General features: G+C 35.4%; 28 protein-coding genes. 12 read left to right on the top strand and 16 right to left on the bottom strand.

Annotated features, from left to right (window positions below; all coding sequences use genetic code 11):
- The first annotated feature begins 57 nt into the window (after positions 1-57).
- Complete coding sequence (locus C9J51_RS12955) at positions 58-1,680, top strand: PTS transporter subunit IIBC (RefSeq protein WP_045039864.1); 1,623 nt, start codon at positions 58-60, stop codon at positions 1,678-1,680.
- Positions 1,681-1,770: 90 nt separating this feature from the next.
- The gene (locus C9J51_RS12960) at positions 1,771-2,583 is read left to right on the top strand and encodes an endonuclease/exonuclease/phosphatase family protein (RefSeq protein ID WP_045039865.1); all 813 of its coding nucleotides are present in this window, start codon (positions 1,771-1,773) and stop codon (positions 2,581-2,583) included.
- Positions 2,584-2,662: 79 nt separating this feature from the next.
- Here the strand turns inward: C9J51_RS12960 and C9J51_RS12965 are convergent, their stop codons facing one another.
- Together C9J51_RS12965 and C9J51_RS12970 are read right to left on the bottom strand one after the other, a co-directional pair.
- Positions 2,663-3,271: a DUF3157 family protein gene (locus C9J51_RS12965; RefSeq protein WP_107275207.1), complete on the bottom strand. Its 609-nt coding sequence runs from the start codon at positions 3,269-3,271 to the stop codon at positions 2,663-2,665.
- A gap of 138 nt (positions 3,272-3,409) precedes the next feature.
- Positions 3,410-5,524 (bottom strand): FUSC family membrane protein, encoded by a 2,115-nt coding sequence (locus C9J51_RS12970; protein ID WP_244907446.1) that lies wholly within the window; start codon positions 5,522-5,524, stop codon positions 3,410-3,412.
- A gap of 258 nt (positions 5,525-5,782) precedes the next feature.
- Here C9J51_RS12970 and C9J51_RS12975 point away from each other — a divergent pair, with 258 nt between their 5' ends.
- The gene (locus tag C9J51_RS12975; protein ID WP_107237444.1) at positions 5,783-6,442 is read left to right on the top strand and encodes a nitroreductase family protein; all 660 of its coding nucleotides are present in this window, start codon (positions 5,783-5,785) and stop codon (positions 6,440-6,442) included.
- Between the two features lie 73 nt (positions 6,443-6,515).
- On the opposite strand, the gene C9J51_RS12980 is transcribed toward C9J51_RS12975, so the two are convergent.
- The 4 genes from C9J51_RS12980 to C9J51_RS12995 all read right to left on the bottom strand — a co-directional run bounded on the left by C9J51_RS12980 (position 6,516) and on the right by C9J51_RS12995 (position 9,837).
- Positions 6,516-7,445: a LysR family transcriptional regulator gene (locus C9J51_RS12980; RefSeq protein WP_107237445.1), complete on the bottom strand. Its 930-nt coding sequence runs from the start codon at positions 7,443-7,445 to the stop codon at positions 6,516-6,518.
- A gap of 46 nt (positions 7,446-7,491) precedes the next feature.
- Complete coding sequence (locus tag C9J51_RS12985) at positions 7,492-8,211, bottom strand: sulfite exporter TauE/SafE family protein (protein WP_045038066.1); 720 nt, start codon at positions 8,209-8,211, stop codon at positions 7,492-7,494.
- Between the two features lie 113 nt (positions 8,212-8,324).
- Complete coding sequence (locus C9J51_RS12990) at positions 8,325-8,819, bottom strand: hypothetical protein (protein WP_244907447.1); 495 nt, start codon at positions 8,817-8,819, stop codon at positions 8,325-8,327.
- Positions 8,820-9,090: 271 nt separating this feature from the next.
- Positions 9,091-9,837: a hypothetical protein gene (locus C9J51_RS12995; RefSeq protein WP_107250180.1), complete on the bottom strand. Its 747-nt coding sequence runs from the start codon at positions 9,835-9,837 to the stop codon at positions 9,091-9,093.
- Positions 9,838-10,020: 183 nt separating this feature from the next.
- Here C9J51_RS12995 and C9J51_RS13000 point away from each other — a divergent pair, with 183 nt between their 5' ends.
- Positions 10,021-10,341 (top strand): hypothetical protein, encoded by a 321-nt coding sequence (locus C9J51_RS13000; RefSeq protein ID WP_045038069.1) that lies wholly within the window; start codon positions 10,021-10,023, stop codon positions 10,339-10,341.
- Positions 10,342-10,428: 87 nt separating this feature from the next.
- Here C9J51_RS13000 and C9J51_RS13005 read toward each other — a convergent pair whose 3' ends face one another.
- From C9J51_RS13005 to C9J51_RS13020, 4 genes are all read right to left on the bottom strand, one after another.
- Positions 10,429-10,881, bottom strand: coding sequence for an NfeD family protein (locus tag C9J51_RS13005; RefSeq protein WP_045038070.1), 453 nt, complete (start codon positions 10,879-10,881; stop codon positions 10,429-10,431).
- A gap of 14 nt (positions 10,882-10,895) precedes the next feature.
- Complete coding sequence (locus tag C9J51_RS13010) at positions 10,896-11,852, bottom strand: SPFH domain-containing protein (RefSeq protein WP_045039870.1); 957 nt, start codon at positions 11,850-11,852, stop codon at positions 10,896-10,898.
- A gap of 384 nt (positions 11,853-12,236) precedes the next feature.
- Positions 12,237-13,490 carry a winged helix-turn-helix domain-containing protein gene (locus C9J51_RS13015; RefSeq protein WP_107237449.1) on the bottom strand — a complete coding sequence of 418 codons (1,254 nt, stop codon included), beginning with the start codon at positions 13,488-13,490 and terminating at the stop codon, positions 12,237-12,239.
- 406 nt (positions 13,491-13,896) lie between these two features.
- The gene (locus C9J51_RS13020) at positions 13,897-14,349 is read right to left on the bottom strand and encodes a DUF3069 domain-containing protein (RefSeq protein WP_045038073.1); all 453 of its coding nucleotides are present in this window, start codon (positions 14,347-14,349) and stop codon (positions 13,897-13,899) included.
- Positions 14,350-14,560: 211 nt separating this feature from the next.
- On the opposite strand from C9J51_RS13020, the gene C9J51_RS13025 reads away from it, so the two are divergent.
- The 5 genes from C9J51_RS13025 (at position 14,561) to C9J51_RS13045 (ending at position 18,386) form a co-directional block, all read left to right on the top strand.
- Positions 14,561-15,535 (top strand): GGDEF domain-containing response regulator, encoded by a 975-nt coding sequence (locus C9J51_RS13025; RefSeq protein ID WP_045038074.1) that lies wholly within the window; start codon positions 14,561-14,563, stop codon positions 15,533-15,535.
- Between the two features lie 181 nt (positions 15,536-15,716).
- Positions 15,717-16,376 carry a YceH family protein gene (locus C9J51_RS13030; RefSeq protein WP_045039871.1) on the top strand — a complete coding sequence of 220 codons (660 nt, stop codon included), beginning with the start codon at positions 15,717-15,719 and terminating at the stop codon, positions 16,374-16,376.
- A gap of 113 nt (positions 16,377-16,489) precedes the next feature.
- The gene (locus C9J51_RS13035) at positions 16,490-16,777 is read left to right on the top strand and encodes a GIY-YIG nuclease family protein (protein ID WP_045038101.1); all 288 of its coding nucleotides are present in this window, start codon (positions 16,490-16,492) and stop codon (positions 16,775-16,777) included.
- 78 nt (positions 16,778-16,855) lie between these two features.
- Positions 16,856-17,398, top strand: a complete 543-nt coding sequence (locus C9J51_RS13040) for a YaeQ family protein (protein ID WP_045038076.1) — start codon at positions 16,856-16,858, stop codon at positions 17,396-17,398.
- A gap of 331 nt (positions 17,399-17,729) precedes the next feature.
- Positions 17,730-18,386, top strand: coding sequence for a YdcF family protein (locus tag C9J51_RS13045; RefSeq protein WP_045039872.1), 657 nt, complete (start codon positions 17,730-17,732; stop codon positions 18,384-18,386).
- A 100-nt stretch (positions 18,387-18,486) separates the two neighbouring features.
- Here the strand turns inward: C9J51_RS13045 and C9J51_RS13050 are convergent, their stop codons facing one another.
- From C9J51_RS13050 to C9J51_RS13060, 3 genes are all read right to left on the bottom strand, one after another.
- Positions 18,487-19,854: a TrkH family potassium uptake protein gene (locus C9J51_RS13050; RefSeq protein ID WP_045039873.1), complete on the bottom strand. Its 1,368-nt coding sequence runs from the start codon at positions 19,852-19,854 to the stop codon at positions 18,487-18,489.
- Positions 19,851-20,513 carry a potassium channel family protein gene (locus tag C9J51_RS13055; RefSeq protein ID WP_045039874.1) on the bottom strand — a complete coding sequence of 221 codons (663 nt, stop codon included), beginning with the start codon at positions 20,511-20,513 and terminating at the stop codon, positions 19,851-19,853. The genes C9J51_RS13050 and C9J51_RS13055 overlap by 4 nt, the downstream gene beginning before the upstream one ends.
- 533 nt (positions 20,514-21,046) lie before the next feature.
- Positions 21,047-21,406: a VanZ family protein gene (locus C9J51_RS13060; RefSeq protein WP_107237454.1), complete on the bottom strand. Its 360-nt coding sequence runs from the start codon at positions 21,404-21,406 to the stop codon at positions 21,047-21,049.
- A 211-nt stretch (positions 21,407-21,617) separates the two neighbouring features.
- Here C9J51_RS13060 and C9J51_RS13065 point away from each other — a divergent pair, with 211 nt between their 5' ends.
- Positions 21,618-21,947 (top strand): hypothetical protein, encoded by a 330-nt coding sequence (locus tag C9J51_RS13065; protein WP_045038081.1) that lies wholly within the window; start codon positions 21,618-21,620, stop codon positions 21,945-21,947.
- A 66-nt stretch (positions 21,948-22,013) separates the two neighbouring features.
- Here the strand turns inward: C9J51_RS13065 and C9J51_RS13070 are convergent, their stop codons facing one another.
- Complete coding sequence (locus C9J51_RS13070) at positions 22,014-23,396, bottom strand: endonuclease/exonuclease/phosphatase family protein (RefSeq protein WP_107237455.1); 1,383 nt, start codon at positions 23,394-23,396, stop codon at positions 22,014-22,016.
- 164 nt (positions 23,397-23,560) lie between these two features.
- The gene (locus C9J51_RS13075; protein WP_045039875.1) at positions 23,561-24,094 is read right to left on the bottom strand and encodes an NADPH-dependent FMN reductase; all 534 of its coding nucleotides are present in this window, start codon (positions 24,092-24,094) and stop codon (positions 23,561-23,563) included.
- A gap of 136 nt (positions 24,095-24,230) precedes the next feature.
- Between C9J51_RS13075 and C9J51_RS13080 the strand changes: the two genes are divergently transcribed.
- Both C9J51_RS13080 and speG read left to right on the top strand, forming a co-directional pair.
- Positions 24,231-25,130, top strand: coding sequence for a LysR family transcriptional regulator (locus tag C9J51_RS13080; RefSeq protein ID WP_107237456.1), 900 nt, complete (start codon positions 24,231-24,233; stop codon positions 25,128-25,130).
- A 138-nt stretch (positions 25,131-25,268) separates the two neighbouring features.
- Positions 25,269-25,793: a spermidine N1-acetyltransferase gene (gene speG, locus C9J51_RS13085; RefSeq protein ID WP_045038084.1), complete on the top strand. Its 525-nt coding sequence runs from the start codon at positions 25,269-25,271 to the stop codon at positions 25,791-25,793.
- Between the two features lie 66 nt (positions 25,794-25,859).
- Here the strand turns inward: speG and C9J51_RS13090 are convergent, their stop codons facing one another.
- Entirely contained in the window at positions 25,860-26,519 is a 660-nt protein-coding gene (locus C9J51_RS13090; RefSeq protein WP_045038085.1) for a glutathione S-transferase, read from the bottom strand.
- Between the last annotated feature and the right edge of the window lie 15 nt (positions 26,520-26,534).

The following is a 26,534-nucleotide window of genomic DNA, read 5'->3' on the forward strand; positions in this document are numbered from 1 at the left end:
ATATTTATGGCAGGTCAGTGATGACGTTAACCTGCCTTCTCAATCAAGGACATCGTTATGAGTAAATTGCTTTCGTTTGATTTTTGGCAACGATTTGGTAAATCACTGATCGTTGTGATCGCCGTAATGCCAGCCGCTGGTATTATGATTTCGCTGGGTAAAGTGGTTGCTATGTATGCTGGTGGCATTGGTGCTATCGAAACTATTGGCCATATCATGGAAAATATTGGCTGGGGCGTGATTGTTAACTTACACCTGTTATTTGCCGTTGCGATTGGTGGTTCATGGGCTAAAGAGCGGGCGGGTGGTGCATTTGCAGCCGTGATTGCTTTTATACTGATTAACCGCACCACGGGGGTTATTTTCGGTGTAAGTAGCGGCATGATGAATGATCCTCATGCTACTGTCATGAGTCTATTTGGTTCTGAGTTGCCTGTATCTCAATTTTTCACAACAATTTTAGGCGCGCCAACACTCAATATGGGCGTATTTATTGGCATTATATCAGGATATCTTGGGGCTAATTTATATAACCGTTACTATGATTACTCGCGTTTACCAGAAGCATTAGCGTTCTTTAACGGCAAACGTTTTGTTCCTTTTATGGTGATTATTTATTCAGTGATTATCGCGTTTGTTCTCGCGGTTATCTGGCCATTAGTACAAGGTGCATTAAATGAATTTGGACAGTGGATCGCAAATTCAAAAGATAGCGCACCGATTGTTGCTCCGTTTGTTTATGGCACCTTAGAGCGTTTATTGCTGCCTTTTGGTTTACACCATACGTTAACAATTCCTATGAATTATACCGAACTGGGTGGAACATATCAGTTATTAACCGGACCAAGTGCGGGTTCAAGTGTTTATGGTCAAGATCCATTATGGCTTGCATGGGTGAGTGATTTAAATAACCTTAAATTAACCGATCCAGCGGTTTATCAACATCTATTGGCGACGGTTCATCCTGCGCGCTTTAAAGCGGGTCAAGTGATCATTGCAGCGTCTTCTTTAATTGGTATTGGTCTTGCGATGTACCATTGTGTTGATAGTGATAAGCGTCTGCAATATAAGCCAATGTTCTTCTCAGCATGTTTGGCTGTATTGCTAACGGGTGTCACTGAGCCGATTGAATTTATGTTCATGTTTGTTGCTCCCGTACTGTATGTAGCACATGCGATATTAACCGGATTGGCTTTTGCGCTGGTGGATTTGATTGATTTACGTGTGCATGCTTTTGGTCTGATTGAACTGATTACACGTGTTCCGATGATGATTTCTGCGGGCATTGGTGGCGACTTGATTAGCTTTGTGATGGTGTGTATTGCCTTCTTTTCGATCAACTATGCGTTATTCCGTTTGCTTATTATTAAATTTAATCTACCAACCCCTGGACGTGCTGGTAATTATATTGATGAAAAAGCAGAAGGGATGTCACAAGACGACAAGCTTGAAATCATTATTCAAAATTTAGGTGGTCGTGAAAATATCGCAGAGATTGATGCTTGTATGACACGTCTACGGATTACAGTTAAAGATCCAGCATTAGTGGCTGATTATACATTATGGAAATCAACCGGAGCGTTAGGCTTAGTGATTAAAGATCAAGGGGTTCAAGCTATTTATGGCCCAGGTGTTGATGTGATTAAATCTGCATTAATTGATAAGTTTGCGATGGCTTAACGAGTTGTTGTAACAAATGACATTATTGATAAGCGTAGTGGAAATGCTACGCTTTTTTATCTCAATACATCATTAGTAAGTGAATGATTTATGAAGTTATTGACATTAAATACTCACAGTTGGCAAGAACAACATCAATTACAAAAATTAGCCATTGTCGCTCAAGCTATTATTGATCAAGATTGTGATGTTATTGCATTACAAGAGGTTAACCAACACCATCTTAGCGCTGTTGTAAATGAACAGATATGCAGTAATCATCCCGTACACAGCGATAATTATGGCTATTTATTACAGCAAAAATTAGCCGAATTGGGGCATGATTATCAGCTAACATGGGATTTTGTTCATCAAAGTTATGACGTTTATCAAGAAGGATTGGCTTTTTTAACCCGCTTACCTATTATTGAGCATCAAGTGATCGATTTAAGTGATCATTATGATGTCAGTAATTGGAAACATCGTCGCGCTGTACGTATTAAAGTGGCTTACAAACAACAAGAGTTGGATTTTTATAATTGTCATTGTGGCTGGTGGAATGATGAACAAGGTTCGTTTGCTGATCATTTAAATCGAATTACAGCGACGTTATCACCGCGATTGAGCTTCTTATTAGGTGATTTTAATAACCCTAGTCATCTTCGCGATCAAGGTTATGATTATGCGTTACAACGTCACTTATTTGATTGTTATACCATGGCAAAAACGAAAGATACAGGTATAACCGTTGTTAAAAATATTGATGGCTGGCAGCAAAATAGCCAATTATTACGGTTAGATTATATCTTTAGTAATCAACAAGTTTCATTAAAGCAGCATCAAACGATCTTTAATGGTGATTTTTATGATGTGGTGTCAGATCACTTTGGCATTATTACTGAAATTAGCATTAGCAGTGAATAGATTGTCAGATATATCATAATTAGTGACTAAAAAGCTCAAATTTAAACCATGATTTGAGCTTTTTATTGTAATTTTATGGTTATCTCATATCAACATCAGTGATTTCAGCATCAATAAAGTAACGTTCAGCTTTAGGTACATCAAAGGTGATCGGTTTGCCTTGATGTTGTGTCTTCGGACGGAAATAGGTATCTGGCATACGGTTAATTGAGCGCCATACTGTGAACTCGTCTGTGGCTATTGTTTGGCCGTCACTATTACTTAAACGTACTTTCATGGTGACATTAACCACTGATTTTGAACTTTGGTTTGTCATCATGGTTGGAATAATCAGTGTGCCATTTTCGTAATGTGCTGCCGTTAACAGTACATCCATACCACTGTCACTGAGTTGTTGAATGGCTTTTGTGGTTCCTAATTCAACGTCAACACCTTTGGGGGCGCTAATAATGGGAATCGCTACCGCTGATGTTGCGATAACGGGAATTGCCGTTGCTGTTGCGGTTGTTGTTTTGAGAGTAGGGCTGGTGACTGAGTTATTAGTTTGTGCTTTATATTGCCAAGTAAAGTTATCATGCAGAATAACTTGGCGTCCATCTTTAAGCGTGATGGTTTGATCCGCAGCCCATACTGAACTGGAAGCGATTAAAGCAATAACAATACCGCACAGTTGCGTTTTTTTTAGCATTATTCTGTCCTTAACTTCTGATGCTATTAAGGGCGCAATTCTAACAGCTTATCGTTAAATAACGCTATTAAACCAGCACTATGGCTGGTTTAATAGCGAAATAACATACTGTTATTATGAATAATGACGCCACAATTATTATTGTGCTTGATGGTCGATGGCATTAAGAAATAAGGCAATTTCTTTTGCTAGTAATGCGATTAACTGATTGTTATCAAGCCGATATATTTCATCTTCAATGTAAGTAAATGATTGATAAATGAGTTGTTCTTGTTTAGAAATATGTTTGAATAACTCAGTATGATTTAATGTTTGTTGTAATAGTTGTTGAAGTTGTATTAATGAATGTGTTGCACTTTTTATTTCAGATTCTATTTGATTGTTGATTGTTATTTGTTCTTTGTTTTCATTGATTTGCGTTAATATTCGTAAAATAATATTTGAGCTACGGCTACAAAGAAGAATGTGTTCACTGGTTTGTGAATTACGTTGTGGTTCGCCTAAATATCCCATCCAGTGATCAAATAAGTTGGTATCGTAGACAACACAATCTTGGAAATGATGTTGTAATTTCTCGCTGTGCTGTGGATCTTTATTTGATAAGTAAAGATGAAAGCTAATCAAGTAATCAGTATAACCCTTGATAGTGGCTGATAGTTGAGTCGGAAATGATTTCTTTTGCCAGCCAGGAGTGAGAATAAACACAAAGATGAGAGGAATAAATACCCCTAATACGGTGTTATCTAACCGTGGCAGCATGATGTTATCTCCCTGCCCATTAAGCGAGAAACCCGCAAATACAAACAAGGTAACGAAGAAGACCGCAAACCCATAATGACGCGCAGAAGTATGAAAAAATAGGACAGCGGCAATACAGAAGACAAAGGGTAAAATATCCATTGATACTTGAAAGTGCAGTAAACCGCCGACCATGATTAATCCACAAATGGTTCCGGTAAGACGCTGTAACAATCGCGTCCATGTCATGGATAAATTTGGACGTAATATTAATAAGCTGGTCATTAATGTCCAAAAGCCAAAATCAAGATTCAACGAACGAACAACAATAAGGCCAGTAGTAAGGCTCAATGTTCCACGCAGCGCGTGACGGAAGTAACTTGATTTCAGTGTCATTTGGCTGATGAGTTTTGAAACAATATCATTCCATTTCCACGTTAAAACAATGGGTTTAGAGATGATTTGATTTGTTATCGTTACTGATGTTGATTCGTTTTTAAGTTCTTGCAATAAAAGATAAATAATATCTAATTTATTAATAAATGAATGTGCTGTAATGGCTTCACTTTGTGCTTCTGCTGCTACCTGATATTGGCGTAATGTTTTAAAGTCAATTTCTGGCAGGTGTAAATGGTGTACATTATTGACAGTAACTTGCGCTAAATACTGACTAATTTGTTGATCTGCATGGTGAATACTGTCTAACCATTGTTGACTATGTTGTTTTAACAATGGTGTTGAAGTGAAATACATTAAACGTGTTTGTTCATTAATACGTTCTGCTATTTTTAAAAACCGGTAAATATCTTGTAGCTTGGCGCTGTCTTCACCACAACAAAATTGCTGATGAATACGGTATTCAAGAGTATGAGATAAAGTCGCTATTTGTGAGCGAAACTGGGCTGATTTAATGAATAACTGGTTTTTATCTGTAGCAAATATGAATGCTTGATCGTGAAGCATCAGCTTTTTCGCTAACTTTTGATAAAGGTCCGATAAAATATCTTTTGATTCTTGATTTGGAAGAAAATAGATTGCTAATGCCTGCCAGAAAATATACCACATCGCACCTCCTGTTAGCCAAAGGGGTACTAGCCATACTGGACGTCCTTCTAAGTGTAATAACATCGCGTAAATAGCCAATAGAATCGCAGAGAACCCAATAGCCCCTAACCGAGGTGTTAATACTGCGAGCATAAACAGTGCAAAGCTGACTATTGCCAATGAAGTTACAAATAATAACGAATGTGGAAAGACAACTTCGATGCCTAAACTGATAAAGAAAAAGAGGGGCAAGGCGATCATAAAATCAAAAATGCGGTATTTTGTCACGCTAGAAGTATCAGCAAAGCCACAGCTAATACTACCAAGTGAGAAAGCAATCCCCATGGTGACATGGCCCATTAAAAATAATGGAATAGAGCAGCTTACAAAGCTAAGCGCTGCAATATTGGTTCTTAAATTAAAGAAAGTTCGCAGTGATGGGTAACGAAGTAAAACATTTGATTGAATCATTGTCTGCACGATAGTTAAGAAGAAACACGTATTGCTCTAATTTATCGCTTGTTGGTATGTTTTTCTAGTGTGATGACCGATTTTTTCTCTTACTTTTATATATCGCAATAGCGTCATAAAAAAGTATAACTTAAATGTACCATCACTGTGTTTGTATTATGGTAAAAAATATCCATAATATTTGGTTGTATAGACTATTTATTAAAGTCCTGTTTATCTTTATTATTGCGCCATCAATGAGTTAATAGAGATATTATTATGCAACATCAAATTATTACCGATCTTAATAGCCGCTATACTGCAAAGCAATATGATAAAACTAAAAAAATTAGCGCTGAAAATATGGATGTCATTAAAGAAGCCATTCGTTTGTCTGCTTCATCTATTAATTCTCAACCATGGAAGTTTATTGTTCTTGAAAGTGATGAGGCAAAACAGCGCTTTTATCAAACATTTGAAAATAAATTCCAATTCAATCAACACCATGCAACAGAAGCATCACATATTGTTTTGTTTGCATATAACCCTTCTTATACTAAAGATGACTACCGCCATGTGGTTGATGTTGAGGTGTCATCAGGACATTTACCCGCAGAAAAATATAATGATATGTTAGATGGCGCTTATGGTTTTGCTGAATTAAATACCGATGAAAATGGATTTAATGGTCATTGGACAAAAGCGCAAAGCTATATCGCATTAGGAAACGTATTGCATGTTCTTGCTCGCTTGGGTATTGCGTCAACAACAATGGAAGGGGTTGATTCAGAATTGATTGGTTCAACTTTTAAAGATGAACTTGGTGGTTATGTTTGTGATGTTGCTCTTGCTATGGGATACCCTTTAGAAGGACAAGATTATAACTTTGGTTTACCAAAAGCGCGTTTAGCTGAAGCTGATGTTATTACCGTTATTTAATATTGCTAACATAACATGATGATAACGTTTGAATAGACTCTAAATTCAAACGTTATCATTTTTATAAGCTTACTTATTGAGGTAAATAAGCTTCCCATCTTGGTGGGGTGCCAATGTGTTCTTGAACGGCATGAATAAATTCTTTCACCAACATCGTTTGTTTTCTATGAGGATATACGGCATAAATTGCTGTGTTTGAACGTGATATCGTCATTTCTGGCAATAGCTGTACTAAGTCTAAGTTTTCAAGTGAATCTTCTAAGTTAGACAAATCTATTAATGCATATCCTAAGCCATCTTTGGCTGCATTTATCATCGTTTTCACATCACTGACTTTATATTTAGCTTGCATTTTATAAGTAATAAAATCGGTATCTGCTATGTTATCTTTGATCTGTAATTGATCAAGCGTCACATCAATATTATTGTAAACAATAGCTGGTAATTGAGTTAGTTGTTGTGGTGATTGAGGAAGACCATAACGATGAACAAAAGCAGAAGAAGCAATTAAAATAAAATGGGTGTCTGCTATTTTCTTGGCAATTAAATTAGATTCAGTGAGTTTTCCAAGTCGAAATGCAATATCAAATTGTTCTGAAATAATGTCTGCTTTTCTATCATCAAGTGAATGGATGATTTGAATGTCAGGGTATTTGTTGATGAAACACGAAATGACAGGTTGTAAGTAGTTTTGTCCAAAGTAAATTGGCGATGTAATACGTAAAATACCTTTGGGCTGTGATTGGTATGACTTTGCAATAAGTTGGATATCATCTAAGATATCGTTAAGTTTAATTGTTTGTTCGAGAATATTCTCACCAGCAGATGTCAATGAAAATGATCGTGTAGATCTGTTTAAAAGCTGAACGCCTAATTCTAGTTCTAATTTTTTGATTTTTTTTGATAATGATGAATTATCCATATTATGTAAAGCCGCTGCTTTTGAAAATGAACCTTGATGAACAACATCAGCAAACAATAATAATTGAGTAGTTAATGACATTATTTATTCCTTCAATGTCCAATGAAAAAGCGGGTAAATAAATTAACTATACTAGACTTTTGTATATTGCAATAAAACCACAAATTAAGCATAGCGTTAATGCACCGTAACGAATCGTTTGTTTGGGCAACGATTGGGTCGTTTTTAATGCTAACCAATATCCCGCCCATGCTGCGGGTAGTAAAGGCAATGTTAGCCATAATTTGTCGATATTTAAAAAGCCAACGGGAATTAAGGTTATTAAAGAGATAATCGAACTAAATACAAAAAAAGCCGACAAATTCCCCCGTAATTGATTCGCTTCTTGGTGCTGTAACAGTATAGCCATCGGTGGGCCACCAATGGCTGAACTAGTGCCAAATAATCCTGAGAAAAATCCGGCAATAACCATTCTTCTTGGTGTTGGCTCAATTCTAAACGGCATTATACTAATAAAGACAGCAAGTAATACCAATAAACCTACCCATAATGATAAGCTTTGTGTTGAAACAAAAACGAGTAGTGTTGCGCCTGCAATAGATCCTGGAATACGTCCTAAGATGGCCATTTTTAATCCGCCTAATTCAATACTATTGCGATGTTTTAAGCTATTAAGTAATGAGATAAAGAGGGCAACTAGACAAATAGGGGCGGGGACATACTGGGGTGCAATAATAATAAGAATCGGGGCTGAAACGATAGCAAGTCCAAAACCAATAGCCGTTTGTACAAAAGATCCTAAAAAGATCATTGTCATTGCCAGTAATGCTGTTGGGTCAATAGTCATAATTAGGTGCTCACATTAAGAATCATAGAATGTGGCTATTGTTATGCACCATGCTTTTTTATGCAATCAAGAAATTAATCAGCATGATATAAATCATGCTGATTAAAATATGGTTAGTTGTTATGCTGTTTTTCAATCATTTTATCAACGACTGTGAGGTAGACAATTAAAATCATACTGATACTAAATAAGTTTAATAAATACTCAGCATCACGGGCATTTGATAATGTTTGACTGAATAACATTATTGTTGTAACAAGAAATGATGTGATTGCTGATCGCATTAACCATGGACGCGCACGGCCAACAAGAAACTCTTTATTTATAATTGACATCAATATAAATAAAACTGGTAAACATTGTAAAATAATAATAATTGGAAATAAAAATTCAAATAAGGGTGTGAAAAATAAATGCCCTATTCGGCTATTATCCCAATTGCTAACAATATGATCATGCCAGCCTCCCCATGTTAAGCCATAATATGCGGTCTTAGGGTGTAAAATCCCTAAAGATATGCCCACTACTTTATCAAGAAAGCCATTTTTAAACCAAAATGCAGCTAAAAACAACTGTACTGGCATTATATACAAAGAAAGTTTTTTCACTCGTGACGATCCTAGAAATAATAGATTATTAATCATAGTAATGAATTATCAATTTTATATTAAGTTAAACGAAAAGTAATAGAAATGGAATTTAAATTATAAAAATATCAATTGCTATCATCTTTGTGAATAATACATCTAGAATGCATTGATCAAAGCGTGGCTATTTATATATAGTGCCTATTTTTTATCTGTAACTTATATTATTTGTTATAATATACTCATGAATACTTTTATAACCTGCTTATAGTAAATAGTTAAAAGTAGAGAGTCATTTCGATAATTTATCTAAAAAAAGTAAGCCTTGCTGTAAACCATTAGAGGTTAATGTATTATAAAAAGTATCGATATTTGTTAAATATTGACTGATGGCGTGTTTTTCCTCACTATTTTTAGTCATATTTAAAAAGATAAGGCATACCATTCCTGTTCTTGAGTGGATCACTTGTTCCAATAATAATGTTCCAGCTTTAGATGACAATTTAATACCTAAATCTAGAGTGTTATTTGTCATCGCGTGACTAAAAACAGATAATAGTTCATTATCTATATCTTCGGCCTGTGAGAATAATGAAGAAAGGTATTTGACGTGTTTAGTTGCGAGTGCTGCTATCATATTTTCAAGATTTTCAGAAGTAGGGGATTGCTGCCAGCGCAATATATCACTTGATGTTACTGTCATGATTTGATCATAGGTGTTTACTTTATTTATTGCAATATCATGATTTGATGCATAAAACATATTAAAGCACTGCTGGATCACAGCTTCGAAATTAACGTCAGGGATGGTAATCTGTTGTTGTGATAATATTTGAGCGGTGGTGTTTTTAGCCTCACTGTGGAGTGATTGCACCATTAAATACAGCGTAAAAAAAATCTTTCCTTGAAAAATAGCTTCATGCAGACGATCATCCACTGATGCTGATTGAGCTGTTAATTCAGTAAATGTGACTATTTCTCTAACAGCAGCCTGAATCTGAAGTTCAATACTTATCGTGTCATTCAATCTTGTACTCATTAGCGTATTCCTTTTATCGCAGGTACCGTTTAATTGTGGTATAGGATATTGATTTATGCACCGTGTGATTGTCGATATTGTGAATAATGTTCACTTTTTTTGACTGAGTATTTAATTTACTCTAACTGTAATATTTTCTAATGCAGGCATATACTATGATAAAAATAAAAAGATGTATTTATTATGAATATTACTTATAGTGAAAACAGGCATTTACGTAAATTTTTCCATTTGCACATGCAATATCAAGCTGTTATTTATCAGGATGTAAGAGAGCGGTTGTCTTATTTGATTATTAATCGATCTGATAAAATAAAGACAGCAAGACAATTTCGGTGTGGTGGTTTGAAAATATATGAATATAAAATTGTTGCCGCTAAAGATGCCGTATTTCGGTTAGCTTATACCTATTTTAATGACATAATCAATGTGATTTATATTAGTCAAACAATAATAAAACATCAGTTTTGTAAATTATTAGAAAAAACAGATCTTGTTGATTAATAGATATAATAATGTTGGATAAAAAATAAGCCGCTCAATAATATTAGCGGCTTATTTATAACGAGAAAATGTAATCGAAAAGTTAATTCACGACTTATCGACTGGTTTTACCCATAAAACACCCACTTCTTTTTTTATAACCTCAACCATGACACCTTTTTCTATTTGTGTTTCTGATTTAATCTGCCATTGAATACCAGAATAATTAAAGGTATAGCGTTCTGATGGCGATAAATCTTTTTCTAGTTTAAATGTTATAACGGCAAAATCACTTTTGATATCGGTTTTACTAGGCTTGTTTTGTAATTTTTTCAATGGTTTCCAAAGTACAATGGCTAATGCTAAGGTTATAATGGCTAAGGTTAAAATCGTGCTTATCCAATTAGCCTCTATCATACCCATGTAAATTAAGCCACTGGTGAGCAACATAGCAATGCCGAAAAACAGTAGTACAAAGGTACTACAACCTAGTATTAACACTTCAATGATAAGAGTCAGTAACCCTAATATCACTAATGTTTGTGGAATATTGTTAAACATACAATACCTTAGCTCTAAGAGTGATTCTTTTGAGCTTTATTAATTGAATTTATAATTGATAATCCTTGTGCAACCATTGCACTCGCACTGGTCGAATCGTCAGGTAATAGAACCACTGATGATTCTTTAGCAATGGCTTTTTTAGCTTCAATGGCTTTGGTGGCTAATTCTAGTTGAATCGCTTTCTGGCCTTGTTCAGTATCCGCAGCTTCACCTATTGTGCGTAATGCGCGTGCTTGTGCATCGGCAACCGCTAAAATAGCAGCAGCTTCACCTTCTGCTCTAAGGATCTGTTCTTGTTTATCTGCTTCTGCTGCTAATACTTGAGCTTGTTTTTTACCTTCCGCGACGTTAATAGCTGATTGACGATCACCCTCAGATTCAAGGATTTGCGCTCTTTTCTCTCGTTCTGCCTTCATTTGTGCTTCCATGGCTTCCATAACCGAGCTTGGTGGCACAATATCTTTAATTTCGTAACGAAGTACCTGTACACCCCAAGGGTCTGATGCGGTATTTATAGCTGCAACAATATTAGCATTTAGTAAATCACGCTCTTCAAAGGTTTTATCTAATTCCATTTTACCTAATTCAGAACGCATCGTGGTTTGCGCAAGTTGAGTGACGGCAAATTTATAATCATCAACACCATAGGTTGCTTTATAAGGCTCTAGAACTCGAAAATACAGCACGCCATCGACAACAAGGCTAATATTGTCTTTTGTGATCGCAGATTGTGAAGGAACATCGACTGCGGTTTCTTTTAGGCTTCGTTTGGCGCCAATACTGTCAATAAAAGGAATAATAAAATTCAAACCAGCTTCTTTGGTGGAGCGGTATTTTCCGAAACGTTCAACAAGCCATGCTTCATTTTGAGGTACAAAAATAATACTTAATTTAAGCGTAACAACAATAAATATGAGTAAGTATAATTGTGGGCTAGAGAGTAAGTTAGTAATGAGATCGAGTGGCATTTATATATTCCTTTTGTTGATTAGCTTTCCAGTAGCACTTTAAGCGTTGTGCTACTAAAACGCAGTAGATCAATATGAAAATAATGAAGTTATCAATAGTGTGTCTTTTATTGCTTATATATTGAACAAGTGACATGTTATCACACTTGTTTTTTATGCTTATAATATGTTATTGAATTCGTGATGTGTACCGAAAGGAAGGGTATGGATATTGAAGAGAAATGTAATGACTTAAGTATGGGCGTATGACGGCATATATCAAATCATTTTTATCAAAGGAGATGATTAACGTTAATAAAAGATTATTATCAATAGGATCTGACTGGATTTAATCGCTTGAATAGGGGCGTTGAACGGATTATCGATTCATTAATTAACCATCGCTTATTTATAATGTTCTACTGGTAGCAAGGTTAAAGGACTATTTTTAGTACTATGTAACCAATAAAGTCCAGAGTTTTCACTTAAGATTAACTGTAATCGTTTTTGGGCCGCAACAATATAATCATAATGAGGTGTGTTATTTTTATACACTTCAGTTTCATTATCATCATCTGAAAAAATAACGGCTTTGTTGCTCGTTAAATTAGCATTATTTTGATAGGTCCAATGAAAGACTTTAGGCATTATTTTCAATGTGGCAATAAATTGAGAATCTTTTTTTATCATTGTTAATGATTCAGCTGAAAGTGATAAAGCTTGATAGCGTCCTGTTTTTTTATCTGCAATGAAGTTGATTTTTGAATAATCAAAGACATTATTTTTATCTGTTGGCGAGATATACAAGTTAGATATTTTCGAGATTATGCCATTATCACCAATGTATGAGCGGTAGATAATAGATAAGGGTTCACGCATTAACTCTGATTCAGTATTTATATTTTCATGGAATAGTTTTTTATTATTGATGATGCGATGCGTGAATTGTTTCCATGCATCAGGTGCAATTTTATAGCTGAAATCAGTCATCGGTTTACATTGATTTGTGTCTAATGTTATTTGGCACCAAGCAATAGAGTAAAAATCATCAGATTTGTAAAAATATACTTTTTGATTGCTATTTATTTGTGGTGAAAAAATAGCTTTAGCCTTGCTTCTTAAATCAGCTTGTTGCTCTAAATTTTTAGTAATAAAAGTAATATTATTTGAGCCAATATTTTCATGCTCAATTAAAAATCGTGTAGGTTTTGTTTGTGATGGTGTCATATACCATGTACAGCTACTAAATAAGGCAGTAGCAATAACACCGAGAGAAATAATGGTTTTTTTATTGATTTTACTAATAATGTTATTTGTTTTTTTTTCGTTTAGATCGATGTCTTCGCGCGTAAAGTCACGAATTTGGTAACCCACACGAGGTAATGTTTCAATAACATCACCTTTGTTTTTTTCATTGAGTTTGACACGTAATGCTCGAATGACTTGAAATAATGACGCTTCAGTAACAATACGATCAGGCCAACCAACTTTAAGTAGATCATCTTTAGTTACAGGTGTGCTGTGGTTCTCAATGAGGTGACTTAATATATATTGTTCTGACAAATTTAATTTGAGCGTAGATTCAGACGTTTTAAGTACTCCTTGACTTGCAATAAAGCACACTTTTGTCTTAAATCTTATTTGCTCAGTATTTGCCATCTATAAACCTCAAATATTTTTACTAATTTCTTAATTCTATCATAAAAACGTTATAATATAACTTATAGGTGTTAAAAGTCATATTTAATGTTTATTGCTGTGTTAATGATATTAACAATAGAGATAAAGTACAATGTGCCTATATTTATTAGTCATTTGCCTGATAAATAAAAAAGTATCAAACTATAATATAATTATAAATTAACAATGAACAGTAATATACTAAATTTAGTCTTATTTATGTTGTTAGATATTGTTTTTCATCAATAATTGATTGTATCTGACATGGTTTTTACAATGGAAGCATGTAATTGTGGATATATAAATATAATTAATGTTAATTATAAAAAATAAAGAAAGAGCAGAACACTCTTTCTTTTTATATTAATACTGGCAGTAATAGTGCTTATTTTTGAAAAATTTCAGTAAACTCGCGTTTCATTGGCGGGTTACGACGTGCTTTTTTCAATTGTTTACACATATCTTTTACACAGTTAACTAAAACTTTATCAAGCATTGATGCTTTGTATTCAGCTTGTTCTTCTGCGCCCATGTCTTCTGGGAATTTGGTATCTTGCATCTCACCAAGGAAATCAACACCAGAGTAGCTTTGACTTAATGCAACTAAGGCGTGAAATTGCTCAAAATTGTCCAAAACATTTTGTGCGCTTGCTGGTAATGCGTTCCATGCTTCACGTGATGTAGGTTCTGAGACCTTATAAACGTTAACAAGCATATCAATCAACTCTGCTGGTACTTCTTCAACTGTGACTACTTGGCGAAGTTCTGGAGAACAGTCATCTAATGTATATACTGTTTCTTCGATGATTTGCTCTTCGTTGTTATTAATTTCAGACATAGTTTTTCCTAACGCATTGTGTTTTGAGAGGAGGAATCCTATATTCCTACTGATAAATGTCAATATATGATTATAAAAGTAATAATAAAATTTATTTTAGTGAATAGTCATGGTGTAATCACAATGTTAAGTTTTTTTTTAGAAAAAGAACATATGGCATAAATAATGCACTATGTTTTATATTGTATGCTGTTATTCAAAGGGATTTAATATGGGAATGATGCGGATTTTAATTGCCGATGATGTCGCCAGTGAGCGATTATATTTAGCGGCATGTTTAACAAACCTTGGTCATCATGTTAAGTCAGTATCATCAGGTGCGGAGTTATTGCAGTGTTACTCAACATTTCAACCTGATTTGTTATTAATTGATATTGAAATGCCAGAACAAAATGGTATTGAACTGGTCTATACCATTCGACATCAGTATCCAGAGTGGGTACCGGTTATTTTTCTAAGTGGACTTGATGATCCTCATATTATCGCTACAGCTATTGATGTTGGTGGGGATGACTATTTGGTTAAACCTGTAAATCCAATTATTTTAGCGGCTAAAATGCAAGCAATGAGCCGTATTGCTGTTATGAGACAACGGTTAGAACATACCACGGTACAGTTACAAAAAGTAAATAAATTACTGTTAGAGCAAGCTAATAACGACCCTTTAACTAAGCTTGCGAATCGTCGTTATCTTGATCAAAAGTTGACCGAATTTATTGCGTTACATGGACGAAACAATTTACCACTGACTATTATTTTACTTGATGTTGATTTTTTTAAACTATTTAATGATTATCAAGGACATATAGAAGGTGATCATTGCCTTAAACTATTGTCATCCACATTGAAAAAAACATTTAATAGAGCCGGGGAAGTGTGTGGTCGTTATGGTGGTGAAGAATTTATTGTATTAATCTGCAATTGCGATGAAAAACAAGCAACTAAAGAGTGTCAGCGTTTAAAAGATGCGATTGAAAAGTTGGCGATACCACATGATAATTCATTAATTAGTGATCAACTAACTGTAAGTCAGGGAGCCATTTCATGGATACCTACTGGGTTAGAATTAGTTGAAAATTTATATCAAGCGGTTGATACCTTATTATATCAAGCAAAAGAAAATGGACGAGATCAGTTTGTGACCGCAGAATATCCACATTCTTTAGTGAGCCATAATGAAAACTAATTTTTACTTGTCTGTCGTTAAAAATTAAATATTTGATAACCTAACTACTTGCTGGTAAAGATAAATGTGCTAGTCTGCTAAGAGTATTTTGACACTGTATTGTAGTAATGGCTTTTCGAGTGATAAGTGTCGAGATCTTACGTTGATGAAAAAGCCATTAAGTGAGATGAATAGGATGATCATGGATATGCAATTAACAGAACAACAGGCTCGAGTGATTGGTTGCTTACTTGAGAAAGAAATTACTACTCCAGATCAATACCCATTAACGCTTAATGTGTTGATGACAGCATGTAATCAAAAATCAAGTCGTGAACCCGTGATGGCGCTTGATGAAGCCACAGTGCTTGATACACTTGAAGAACTTAAAGAAAAACGGATGGTGAGTGACGTATCCAGTTTTGGTAGTCGTGTCTCTAAGTTTCAGCATCGTTTCTGTAACACCGAGTTTGGTTCATTGCAATTTACCAAACAAGAGCTAGCGGCTATTATCGTATTGCTATTACGAGGCCCACAAAGTGCTGGTGAAATTCGCACTCGAACTAACCGGTTATGTGATTTTTCTGACACACAAGAAGCTGAAGCGGTATTAGAGCTATTGGCATCGGCTGATAAGGGACCTTATGTTGTTAAGTTACCTAAAGAATCAGGAAAACGTGATTGTCGTTATATGCATCTACTTAGTGGCGAGATTGATATTGATAATTATACGCCCGCTAAAGCGATGACAGCCAATAGTGCTATTAATGAAGAACGAATTATTGCATTAGAACAAGATGTTGAACAATTAAAGCAACAAGTTATTGAATTACAATTAATGTTAGAATCATTAACGGAATAGTTTCTATTATTTATGAATACTGGTAGATTGTTCTGCCAGTATTGCAGTTGCTTTCATTATTTATATAGGCTCAACATTATATGTTGGGCCTGTTTATTTTACGGCTTGTTATTATGTCAATCACGCCTTGGTTTGTTTATCTTATTCGCACTCATAAAGGAATGCTTTATTGTGGCGTTACTATTGATGTTGCTCGTCGTTTTGAAGAACATCAATACAGTAAGAAAGGGGCTAAATACCTGAAAGGTAAAGGTCCTTTAACACTAATGTGGTCACAACAAGTGCAGTGTAAGCGTGATGCGATGCAGTTTGAATATCGAATTAAAAAACGATTAACAAAAGCACAAAAAGAAGATCTTATTCAACAAAATATATCGTTATATACATTATTTTCTGATTAAGGTGACATCAATATTTTTGTGTAGGTAAGTTGGCTATATGCCTACACGGTTATTTAGTAATAATTTAAAGGGTTACCGATGGCGATTAGTGCCACTATATATAAAGTAAACATGAACGTAGCAGACATGGATCGCCATGTTTATCTTGATGGTCAGCATACTGTTGCTTGTCATCCATCAGAGACATTACAACGCTTTATGCTGCGAGTGCTTGCTTGGGGATTAAATGCAGATACAGACTTACAATTTACTAAAGGTGTAAGTTCTGCGGAAGAACCAGACTTATGGACTAAAAATCTGGTTGATGAAATTGAATTATGGGTTGAGTTGGGTCTGCCCGATGAAAAACGTATTCGTAAGGCATCGCATCGCGCTAAAAAAGTGATTGTATATGCTTATGGCGATCATGCTGCACCTGTATGGTGGCAAGCAAATAAAACTAAAATTAGTGCTTTAAAGAATGTCTCTGTAGTCTTTATTCGCGATGAAGAACTGAAATGCTTAGAAACATTGGTTGAACGTTCAATGCAGTTACAGCTGACGATTGAGAGTGAACAAGCGTGGTTAAGCGACCAACATGGTACGAGCATTGCGATTTTACCTGAATGGTGGCAGCGTTAATTGCTAGCTAGAGCTCGATATAAATAGCGATCATCGAATGAGTGGAGTAAGTGAAAACTTGCTCCACTTTTTTTATTTTTAAAATGGCTTTTTGTTTTTTTATGGTGTTCTGAAAAACTATCATTGTTGATATGTAATATATTGGTGTATGTTGTTTAAGGTATATTAAAATACGATTTATTATGAGATTAATATTTATCATATTAGCAATTTACAAATTATTGTTTTAATTTTTTGTTATTGAAAGACAGTATTTAACGTTATATTTTATAGGTCAGTTATTTTAATCGTATATATTTTTAAAGTAATATATTGATACAAAGGATTATTTATGTCTTTAGGGATTTATCGTTCAGCTAAAATTGTTTGGGATTATCATTTATTGCATCAGTCCTGCGTAAAAAGTGATTGTTTATTAGTATTGTGTAGTAATGATATTCGAGTCGCAGAATATGCTGCTCAACTCTTTTTGAAGGGCTATGCACCTTATATTGTGTTTTCTGGTAATGTTGGTGAAATTACACAAGGATTGTTTCCATGTTCTGAAGCAGAGCATTTTGCCAATATTGCTCATGCAATGGGAGTACCGAATGCCTGTATTTATATTGAACCTCTCGCAACGAATACTGGCGATAACATAATCAAAACCCGTGAATTGCTCATAGAAAAAAATCTTGATCCTCAACGGTTTATCTTGGTTCAAAAGCCATTTATGGAACGTCGAACTCTTGCCACATTTGAAAAATTATGGCCAAGTAAAACGGCACAAGTAACATCTCCGCCATTAACCTTTGATGAGTTTGCGAATGATGTGATTAGCTACGGTGATATGGTCAATGTGATGGTTGGGGATTTGCAGCGCATTCGTTACTATCCAGCATTAGGTTTTTCAACTGAGCAAGTTGTTCCAATGGAGGTATGGCAAGCTTATGAGTACTTAGTTGCCGCGGGATTTGATGATCATTTAGTCGCAGACATTTCTCGATAATGAATAATAAGTAAATAAAAAGGCGTGTTTCTTTGATTAGGAAACACGCCTTTTTATTGAGGGCCGATTTTATCGGGTAATAACCCTTATGCGGTATGGATCAACCTGTCAACACGTTATCTTCAGGATAACGCAGTAATGTTGGTTTTGGACGCGCTAACATATAAGCCAGTGTTAGTGGACCAAGACGACCAATAATCATTACTACGATGATAATATACTTACCTGGCTCAGATAACGTTGCCGTTAAACCCGCAGTAACACCAACAGTTGCAAAGGCGGAAATGGTTTCAAACATCACCTCATAGAATGGTGCTTTCTCTGTTAGCATTAATGCAAACATTGCGATTAATAAAACAATGCCACTCACTACAATAATGGCTAATGATTTTGTTACCGTTTGATTTGAGATTGTACGCTTAAAAAGTACAACTCGATCACGTTGTTTTAAAAATGACCACGTAGCTAAAATAGCGACAACAAAGGTAGACACTTTAATACCACCACCTGTTGATGTTGGGCCTGCACCAATGAGCATTAATAGCATCAGTACTAGTAAACCGGGTTCAGTGAAAGCACCAATATTGACACTATTAAAGCCCGCAGTACGCACTGTTGCTGATTGGAAGAATGCAGCAAGCCATTGACCTGATGTATTTAAGCTGCCAAGCGTTTGCATGTTATCGTGCTCAAGCAACCAAATCATTACTGTGCCTGATAATAATAATATCGGTGTTGCGATAATCATTATTTTTGAATGCAATGATAAAAAATGAAATCCACGATGTAAATTACGGTGTAAATCTGAAATAACCGTAAAACCTAAACCACCGAAGATAAACAGCATAGCGACAGTAATAATCACTAAAGGATCATCAACATACTGAGTTAAATTATCAGAAAATAATGAAAAACCAGCATTATTAAAGGCAGAGATTGAGTGGAAAACGGCCGTAAAAAGCCCTTTATCCCATCCCATCATTGGCACCCAACGTAACGATAGAAAAAAGGTACCAATTAACTCACAGGTAATCACAAAGATAATGATGTGTTTGACGAGTAAGCGAATATTGATAAATTTTTCTTGCCCGAGTTGCTCTTTTGTTAGCGATTGTTGGCGTAGACTAACCCGTAGGCCAAACATATATAACAAAACAGCAGATAAGGTCATCTGCCCAAGGCCACCGATCTGCATTAAGATCATTAATAACACTTTACCACTCGTGGAAAAGTGAGTACCTGTATCAACAACACCAAGTCCTGTTACACTGATTGCAGATGTAGCCGTAAAAAGTGCATCGACAAAACTTAACCCAGAAACAGAAAAAACGGGTAACGTTAATAAAATAGCGCCAGGGATCAATATAGCTAAAAAGCTAAAGATGATAATTTTTGGCTCAGACCACCGTTTATCGCGCTTATTTGTTTTTATTGGGACATACATTGTCCGATTAGGGATAAAACTCATAACTTTCTTAACGTTTCTGATAGTACATCTTCAGGACCTGTAATAATAAGGATATCACCAACTTGCATTTCCATATCCATATCAGGAGCCTTACGTACTTCAGGACCACGTTTAAGTGCTAATACTTGTGTTTGATCGCTATTTGCACACGGATGTTTAGCGATAGGTTTACCCATATTACGAGCGGTTACAACAACTTCAGCTAATGAGATACCACTGCCTAGTTCTGAAAATTCAAATACACGTTTGTCTAGCATGTTTCGTGCAATCCGAATACCCATATCAAGCTCTGGTCTTATGATTTTATCTGCGCCAATTTTCGAAAGGATTTTGCAATGTGGGGTATCTTTGGCTTTGACCCAGACAGTTTTTACACCGGCATCTTTTAATAATAGGGTTGTTAATATGTTGGCATTGATATCATCACCAATCGCAACCATGACGAGATCATAATCGTCAAGTTTAAGCTCTGCTATTGTTGCTTCATTTGAACAGTCAGCAACGACAGCTTGAGTGGCAATATCTGCGGCTTGACGGACACAGGTTTCATTTATATCAATAGCTAATACTTGTGCTCCACGTTCACTTAGCTCTGCACACAGAGACATACCAAAGCGACCGAGACCAATAACAGCAAACTGTTTATCTTCAGGATTCATCTTTTTCCCCCACATTACTTTAGTGTAATGCTTTATTTGTTTTGTTGTTGATTGTAAGAACATTAAGTTAACAAATTAGTCATTACTATGCTATCTGGGCGTCCTTGTCGTTATGTCATTTTTGTTATGACGATACACATAGAAAGATCAAATTCCGGTTAGATATAATTTTTGGATAGTGCTCGTATTTTTTATGTAATTCAAGTTAATGAGTTATTCGTCTCGTTTATAGTTAATTGGATAAAAACAAGGCAAACTATGTAACTATTTGATTAAAAATGTTTTTTCATTCGCTTTGTAAATTATAATCAATAATAACATTGAAAATAGTAATCTTATATTTAGCTCTAAATATGATCTTTACGTAATAAATGCTGAATTATCAGCCTATATAATGCGACCGTTTATTGTTTAGATTAGTTTAAAGAAGTATCAATGGGCGCTATATTTAGTGTTAAGTAAAATAAACGTAAACTCATATTATTTTGTCAGCCGTTAGTCAGGGAATAAAAAAATCATCTAAACATAAACAACTAACTCGTTTTTTGACAAATATACGCTGCGATTCTCGCGATAATAAAACCACTGATTAACCCACCGGTATTGGCTGCAAGATCAAGCCATTCACCATAGCGATTAACATAAGGTTGAATTAATTCAATCGCACCACTCCAACAAAAGAAAAAGACAGCGATCCATTGCCATTGTTTCGGTTTAACAAAAGCAACGGCAAACATCAATGTGGCATAAGCAATAAAGTGGTGGGTTTTATCTGATCCTGATACGACAGGTAATTCAGCTTGAGGGGTTAAAGATAAGACAGTAATTAAGGCAAGGATCAAGATACTAATGAGCGTCCAATGGTCATAAAAAAATCGGCTAATGCGTGACATAGTTGATGAGTCTCGTGAGAAAATAAGCTGTAAATTATATCGTTGCTGATTAATGATAACAACTGTAATACGGCGTGATAATTTTTCATAAACGGAATGGATAACCGTTATATCAAATTTATTTACAGCAGTATTAATTAGAATTGAATAGAGAATGAGGAGAGTAATATTCTATTATGTATCCATATTGTTAGTTTAAATGATGTTAATTATGGCTAAAGTCCCTATTTCACAATTATTTCATACCTTTGAGCGCACACTGTCCGTTATGATGGTTGGTGAGGCAATAGAAGCGAGAACATTTAAAAAAGATCGCGGTATTGTGGTGTTAAAACAAGATGCAGAATATTTTGTGTTTAAGCAATTTGGTTTTGATTCTCAAACATTGACCCTTAATAGAGCAAGCTTACTGAAACAACTTAAGAAGTCGATTGCAAAAGAGTTTCCACGTAGCAACATGGCATGGATTGTTCATTGTGAAGGGATTAGTTCTATTGATCTGTTGGTTTCAACACAAAATTTTCAGCCAAGTTTATTTTAAATAAAAAGACGCTAAACCCTAAAGATTAAGCGCCTGAGTGACTTTATTGCATAGAGAATGATAGATTTATAACGTTGCTTTTATCCATACCATACGGTGATCAGAAGAAACGTCTTTTCCTTTGCCTTTTTTACCAATTCGCTCGTCGTTTACCAGTAAGCGACCTAGCTCACCATTAGCAGGCCAATATACGCCAGAGTCAATGATACGTAGGTTATGAGAAGGAATAGCATGATCGACTTGTAAACCAAAGTTACTGGTTAAACGATTTGGATAGGGGTTATCTTGGCGACATTCTTTATCAGCATAGCAAGTTTCAGCCCCTAAACTTGTTGGCGTTAATGCGCCATCACTTGCCTGTTGGTTAACACGATGATGCATTAATAAGCTTTCAATGGTTTGACGATAGCCGTCACCAGCATATGGGTCTGCATTTAAATCGCCAACAATCACAAATTGCTCATCTTCCGCAAGGCCACCCGTTGTGCCTTTATCATCATAAATGAAGTCACCATTGGTGATGTAATTATTCCAAAATTGAATTTCATCACGGTTCTTCATTTTATTATTTTGAGACACAGTATCAAACACGGGCGGTGTCGGGTGTGACATCAGAATATGAATAGTTTGATCACCATTAGCGGTTGGAATAATGATAGGAGCATCTACGTGATTTTTTGATGATAAGCGCAGTTGTTCCCATTCATTAGCGGTGTACCATTTATCACCACATGCCATACCTTCTGGAATTGGGTTTTTGGCATCATTACAATTTGTGATAACAGGATTTTCAGCTGACGGAAGATCTTTCCACTTAAATGTTTGGAATGTACGCGTTTTTGCAGTATCAATTTTATATTGAGACATCAATGAGAAGCCATATTGGCCATGATATATTCCAAAGCCCCAAGCATCATTAGGACCTGAATTTACTTTGCCATCATTATTGAGGTCTAATCCACTCATTAAGCCAGTGTTAGTGGCATAACTTTCAAAGAAGGGGTACTTAATGGGTTCTAATGTATCGCCACCAGTAATGCTGTTAGGACTTTGTCCAATGGATAAATAATTATCTTGGAAGCCAGTAAGTGCTGCTGTATTTTCACCTGTTCCATCATTATTGAATTCAGCTAATAAAATAATATTAGGACGTTTTGTTTGAATGATGGCAGCGACATTACGAATTTGAATGATTTTAAGTGCTTTTTCTGTTTGAGCACTATTCAGTGTCTTGGCGTTAAAACCATCTACTAATGTTTGTTGCTCTGTTGGTGATGTTTGCATTTCATCAACCAGTTGTTCAAAACTGTTACGATCAAACGAAAGATTAAATGTTGCGATAGTGACATCGTTGGCAATGGGTGTAATGTCATTAGAATTTTGACTATTACACCCACCTAATAATGCTGAAGTAATGGCAATCGCAGCAAGACGTTTAATTAATTTCATAAATAATCTCAGTAATTTAGCAACAAACTGTTCATTGAATGGTTTGAAGTATACTGATGGATTTATTAATAATAGTGATCGCTATAGCACTTCCCTGCAATTAATACGCATGTAGTATAAGATAATTAATAACTCTGGAACTAAGATCAAAATAAGATGAAGTGTTATTTATTATTGGTTAAGTTATTAACGATATTTATTAATGCGGTGTTGATGTCACTATTGGTTATTTTTCCAATACCAAGATCAAAATTATCATAAAAACTTGGAATAGAGAGTGATGCCTTTACATTGCCATTGAAGTAAGGCGCTGAATTAACCGCCGTTGCTAAAACACTACTCGCACCACCAGGGCCTGGTGATGTGGCAAGTAATAGCATTGGTTTGTTTTGGTAAACTTTAGGTTCGATGCGTGACGCCCAATCAAACAGGTTTTTATATGCGGCGGTGTATGAGCCATTATGTTCTGCAAAAGAGATAATGACAGCATCGGCTTGAGCAATACGATTTAAGAAGTCTTGTGCTAGCGCGGGAATACCTGTTTCTGTTTCACGATCAATACTATAAAGCGGCATTTCAAAATCGTTAATATCTAAAACATCAATATCAGCCCCTGTTGCTAATGATGCAGCGTACGTAGCAATGTGTTTATTAATTGATTGACGGCTATTGCTTGCTGCAAAAGTAAGTAATTTCATTTGGGATCCTTTATAACGTACGCTACGTTTTTATGGGTAATTAAGAAAAAGTAATAAATGCCTTGATTGCGTGAATTAAGTGTATATTAATAACTAAATATAATTAATGCCTTAAAAGTGTTTTAACTATTTCCATATGACTAATAATAAACTATTTGATGGTATCGTCGTTTTTGTTCAAGTTATCAAAAGCGGTGGTTTTGGTGCCGCCGCTGAGGTTTTAGGACATTCGAATTCTTATATAAGCAAAGAGATTAATAAGCTTGAATCTCGACTTGGTGTACGGTTGTTGAATCGTACAACACGATCAGTTGCGCTAACCCCAGAAGGAGACGTGTATTACCAAGAGTGTTTGCAGTTGGTTATGGATGCAGAACAAGCGCTTGGATTGATGTCGCAAAATAGCTTGAATCCGAAAGGTTTACTTAAAATAAGTTGTCCGGTGTGGTTGGGTTCTCAATATTTACAACAGGTATTTAGTGAATATTTAACGCTATACCCAGACATGCAGTTAGATATTGATTTAAGTGATAAGACGGTCGATGTTGTTGCTGATGGATATGATCTTGTTATTCGTGCTTCAGCGACGTTAGCGGAATCAAGTTTAATTTGTAAGCGGTTATTTAGTTGTAATATTCATACCGTGGCATCGCCTGAATATTTACGACAACATGGTTTTCCAAAGCATCCTTCTGAATTACAACACCATCATTGTCTTTGCTACAGTAATTTAAAACATGCCGATCGTTGGCAATATACAGATGCAGAAAATAAAGTTTTTAATGTTGATGTTCAACAAAAGTTACGATGTAACAATACGCCGATGACGGTCGCGATGGCTGTTGATGGCATGGGGATCTGCCATGTACCAACGTTTTATATCGAATCACAGTTACAACGTGATGAGTTAACGATATTGTTTCCTGAGTTTGATAAGACATTAGTGAATGTGTATGTGGTTTATCCTAGCCGTAAGCATTTATCAGCAAAGGTGAGACGATTCATTGACTTATTAGAACGTAGAATGAGTAAGTAGCTTTGTTTTCCATATTTTGACGTAAACTTTTACATTTTTCGTCTTTTATTTTTACGGTTTAGTGATATTTTCTAGTTATTAATAAGTTCAGCTGTATATTATTTTAGAATAGTAAATTTTAGGGAATGGATAACCATAATGAATAATGAAATTCGTCTTCGTGCTTTAGAACAAACTGATTTACGTTTTATTCATCAACTAAACAATAACCGCGCCATTATGTCATATTGGTTTGAAGAGCCGTATGAGTCATTTTATGAGCTAGAAGAGCTGTACCGTAAGCATATTCACGACAGCACTGAGCGACGTTTTATTGCTGAAAATAATGATAAAGAGTCAATTGGTCTGGTTGAATTAGTTGAAATTAACAGTATTCACCGCAGTGCAGAATTTCAGATTATTATTGCGCCTGATTTTCAAGGTAATGGTTATGCGCGCGCACTAATTAATCGTGCGTTGAATTACGCCTTTACTATTTTGAATCTACATAAAGTCTATTTGCATGTAGCAACAGCAAATGAAAAAGCCATTTATTTATATGAAGAATGTGGTTTTATTGAAGAAGGTCATTTAGTTAAAGAGATCTTTATTGATGGCCAATATACTGATGTAAAACGGATGTACATGCTTCAGGATGAGTACCTTTCAAGTCGTAATAAGTAATTTTCATCCCCCAGAGATCGCAATGCTGTCTGGGGGATTTATATTAATGGTTGCATGTTAGTAAGGTTATACTGTTTCGTAATAAGATGATGGCGTTGAAGCTTCTGATTGCCATAATGTTTTCTTTTTCATGACTTGTGAAAAGATAGGATCTTGGTAATGCTGCTCTAGCCAAGCTTTTAATTTAGGGTAGGGCGCGTGGCGAAACCACTGCCGTTCAACATGAGAAAATTGACGAATAAAGGGTAAAATAGCGTAGTCGGCTAAACTGGGATGATCACACATAAAAAAGCGGTGTTTATTTAATCTTAGTTCAAGATCATCAAGAAACGACTGACATAAATTACGGTAGATCATACTATCTGAATTATGATATCGAATATCGGCTTTGTAATGTTCTAATGCTGCAATGTATTTACAATCATTACGTGCAATAAGATTGATCATATCTGTGAACAAATGCGTACTATCGGCTAATAATAAATTGTGCGGATCATGCTGATTTAACGCCCACACCATAATAGATAAACTTTCATCAATATAATCACCATTACTTAATACTAATAGCGGAACGGTACCTTTAGGGGTAATGCTAAGCATCTCCGCGGGTTTGTCTGTGAGTGAAATGTCACGTATGTCTATCTCTTGTTCGGCTAGGCGTAGACCTAACCGCGCTCTAATGGCATAGGGGCATTGACGTAATGTGTAAAGTATTGGTAGCGTCATTTTATCCCTCCGAAA

It is taken from the genome of Photobacterium iliopiscarium (assembly GCF_003026395.1).
GTDB lineage: Bacteria > Pseudomonadota > Gammaproteobacteria > Enterobacterales > Vibrionaceae > Photobacterium > Photobacterium iliopiscarium.

What these genes read in the sequence shown, in the direction of transcription:
- C9J51_RS12955 (WP_045039864.1), top strand. Translation starts at nt 58, where the DNA reads ATGAGTAAATTGCTTTCGTTTGATTTTTGGCAACGATTTGGTAAATCA.
- C9J51_RS12960 (WP_045039865.1), top strand. Translation starts at nt 1,771, where the DNA reads ATGAAGTTATTGACATTAAATACTCACAGTTGGCAAGAACAACATCAA.
- C9J51_RS12965 (WP_107275207.1), bottom strand. Translation starts at nt 3,271, where the DNA reads ATGCTAAAAAAAACGCAACTGTGCGGTATTGTTATTGCTTTAATCGCT.
- C9J51_RS12970 (WP_244907446.1), bottom strand. Translation starts at nt 5,524, where the DNA reads ATGATTCAATCAAATGTTTTACTTCGTTACCCATCACTGCGAACTTTC.
- C9J51_RS12975 (WP_107237444.1), top strand. Translation starts at nt 5,783, where the DNA reads ATGCAACATCAAATTATTACCGATCTTAATAGCCGCTATACTGCAAAG.
- C9J51_RS12980 (WP_107237445.1), bottom strand. Translation starts at nt 7,445, where the DNA reads ATGTCATTAACTACTCAATTATTATTGTTTGCTGATGTTGTTCATCAA.
- C9J51_RS12985 (WP_045038066.1), bottom strand. Translation starts at nt 8,211, where the DNA reads ATGACTATTGACCCAACAGCATTACTGGCAATGACAATGATCTTTTTA.
- C9J51_RS12995 (WP_107250180.1), bottom strand. Translation starts at nt 9,837, where the DNA reads ATGAGTACAAGATTGAATGACACGATAAGTATTGAACTTCAGATTCAG.
- C9J51_RS13000 (WP_045038069.1), top strand. Translation starts at nt 10,021, where the DNA reads ATGAATATTACTTATAGTGAAAACAGGCATTTACGTAAATTTTTCCAT.
- C9J51_RS13005 (WP_045038070.1), bottom strand. Translation starts at nt 10,881, where the DNA reads ATGTTTAACAATATTCCACAAACATTAGTGATATTAGGGTTACTGACT.
- C9J51_RS13010 (WP_045039870.1), bottom strand. Translation starts at nt 11,852, where the DNA reads ATGCCACTCGATCTCATTACTAACTTACTCTCTAGCCCACAATTATAC.
- C9J51_RS13015 (WP_107237449.1), bottom strand. Translation starts at nt 13,490, where the DNA reads ATGGCAAATACTGAGCAAATAAGATTTAAGACAAAAGTGTGCTTTATT.
- C9J51_RS13020 (WP_045038073.1), bottom strand. Translation starts at nt 14,349, where the DNA reads ATGTCTGAAATTAATAACAACGAAGAGCAAATCATCGAAGAAACAGTA.
- C9J51_RS13025 (WP_045038074.1), top strand. Translation starts at nt 14,561, where the DNA reads ATGGGAATGATGCGGATTTTAATTGCCGATGATGTCGCCAGTGAGCGA.
- C9J51_RS13030 (WP_045039871.1), top strand. Translation starts at nt 15,717, where the DNA reads ATGGATATGCAATTAACAGAACAACAGGCTCGAGTGATTGGTTGCTTA.
- C9J51_RS13035 (WP_045038101.1), top strand. Translation starts at nt 16,490, where the DNA reads ATGTCAATCACGCCTTGGTTTGTTTATCTTATTCGCACTCATAAAGGA.
- C9J51_RS13040 (WP_045038076.1), top strand. Translation starts at nt 16,856, where the DNA reads ATGGCGATTAGTGCCACTATATATAAAGTAAACATGAACGTAGCAGAC.
- C9J51_RS13045 (WP_045039872.1), top strand. Translation starts at nt 17,730, where the DNA reads ATGTCTTTAGGGATTTATCGTTCAGCTAAAATTGTTTGGGATTATCAT.
- C9J51_RS13050 (WP_045039873.1), bottom strand. Translation starts at nt 19,854, where the DNA reads ATGAGTTTTATCCCTAATCGGACAATGTATGTCCCAATAAAAACAAAT.
- C9J51_RS13055 (WP_045039874.1), bottom strand. Translation starts at nt 20,513, where the DNA reads ATGAATCCTGAAGATAAACAGTTTGCTGTTATTGGTCTCGGTCGCTTT.
- C9J51_RS13060 (WP_107237454.1), bottom strand. Translation starts at nt 21,406, where the DNA reads ATGTCACGCATTAGCCGATTTTTTTATGACCATTGGACGCTCATTAGT.
- C9J51_RS13065 (WP_045038081.1), top strand. Translation starts at nt 21,618, where the DNA reads ATGGCTAAAGTCCCTATTTCACAATTATTTCATACCTTTGAGCGCACA.
- C9J51_RS13070 (WP_107237455.1), bottom strand. Translation starts at nt 23,396, where the DNA reads ATGAAATTAATTAAACGTCTTGCTGCGATTGCCATTACTTCAGCATTA.
- C9J51_RS13075 (WP_045039875.1), bottom strand. Translation starts at nt 24,094, where the DNA reads ATGAAATTACTTACTTTTGCAGCAAGCAATAGCCGTCAATCAATTAAT.
- C9J51_RS13080 (WP_107237456.1), top strand. Translation starts at nt 24,231, where the DNA reads ATGACTAATAATAAACTATTTGATGGTATCGTCGTTTTTGTTCAAGTT.
- speG (WP_045038084.1), top strand. Translation starts at nt 25,269, where the DNA reads ATGAATAATGAAATTCGTCTTCGTGCTTTAGAACAAACTGATTTACGT.
- C9J51_RS13090 (WP_045038085.1), bottom strand. Translation starts at nt 26,519, where the DNA reads ATGACGCTACCAATACTTTACACATTACGTCAATGCCCCTATGCCATT.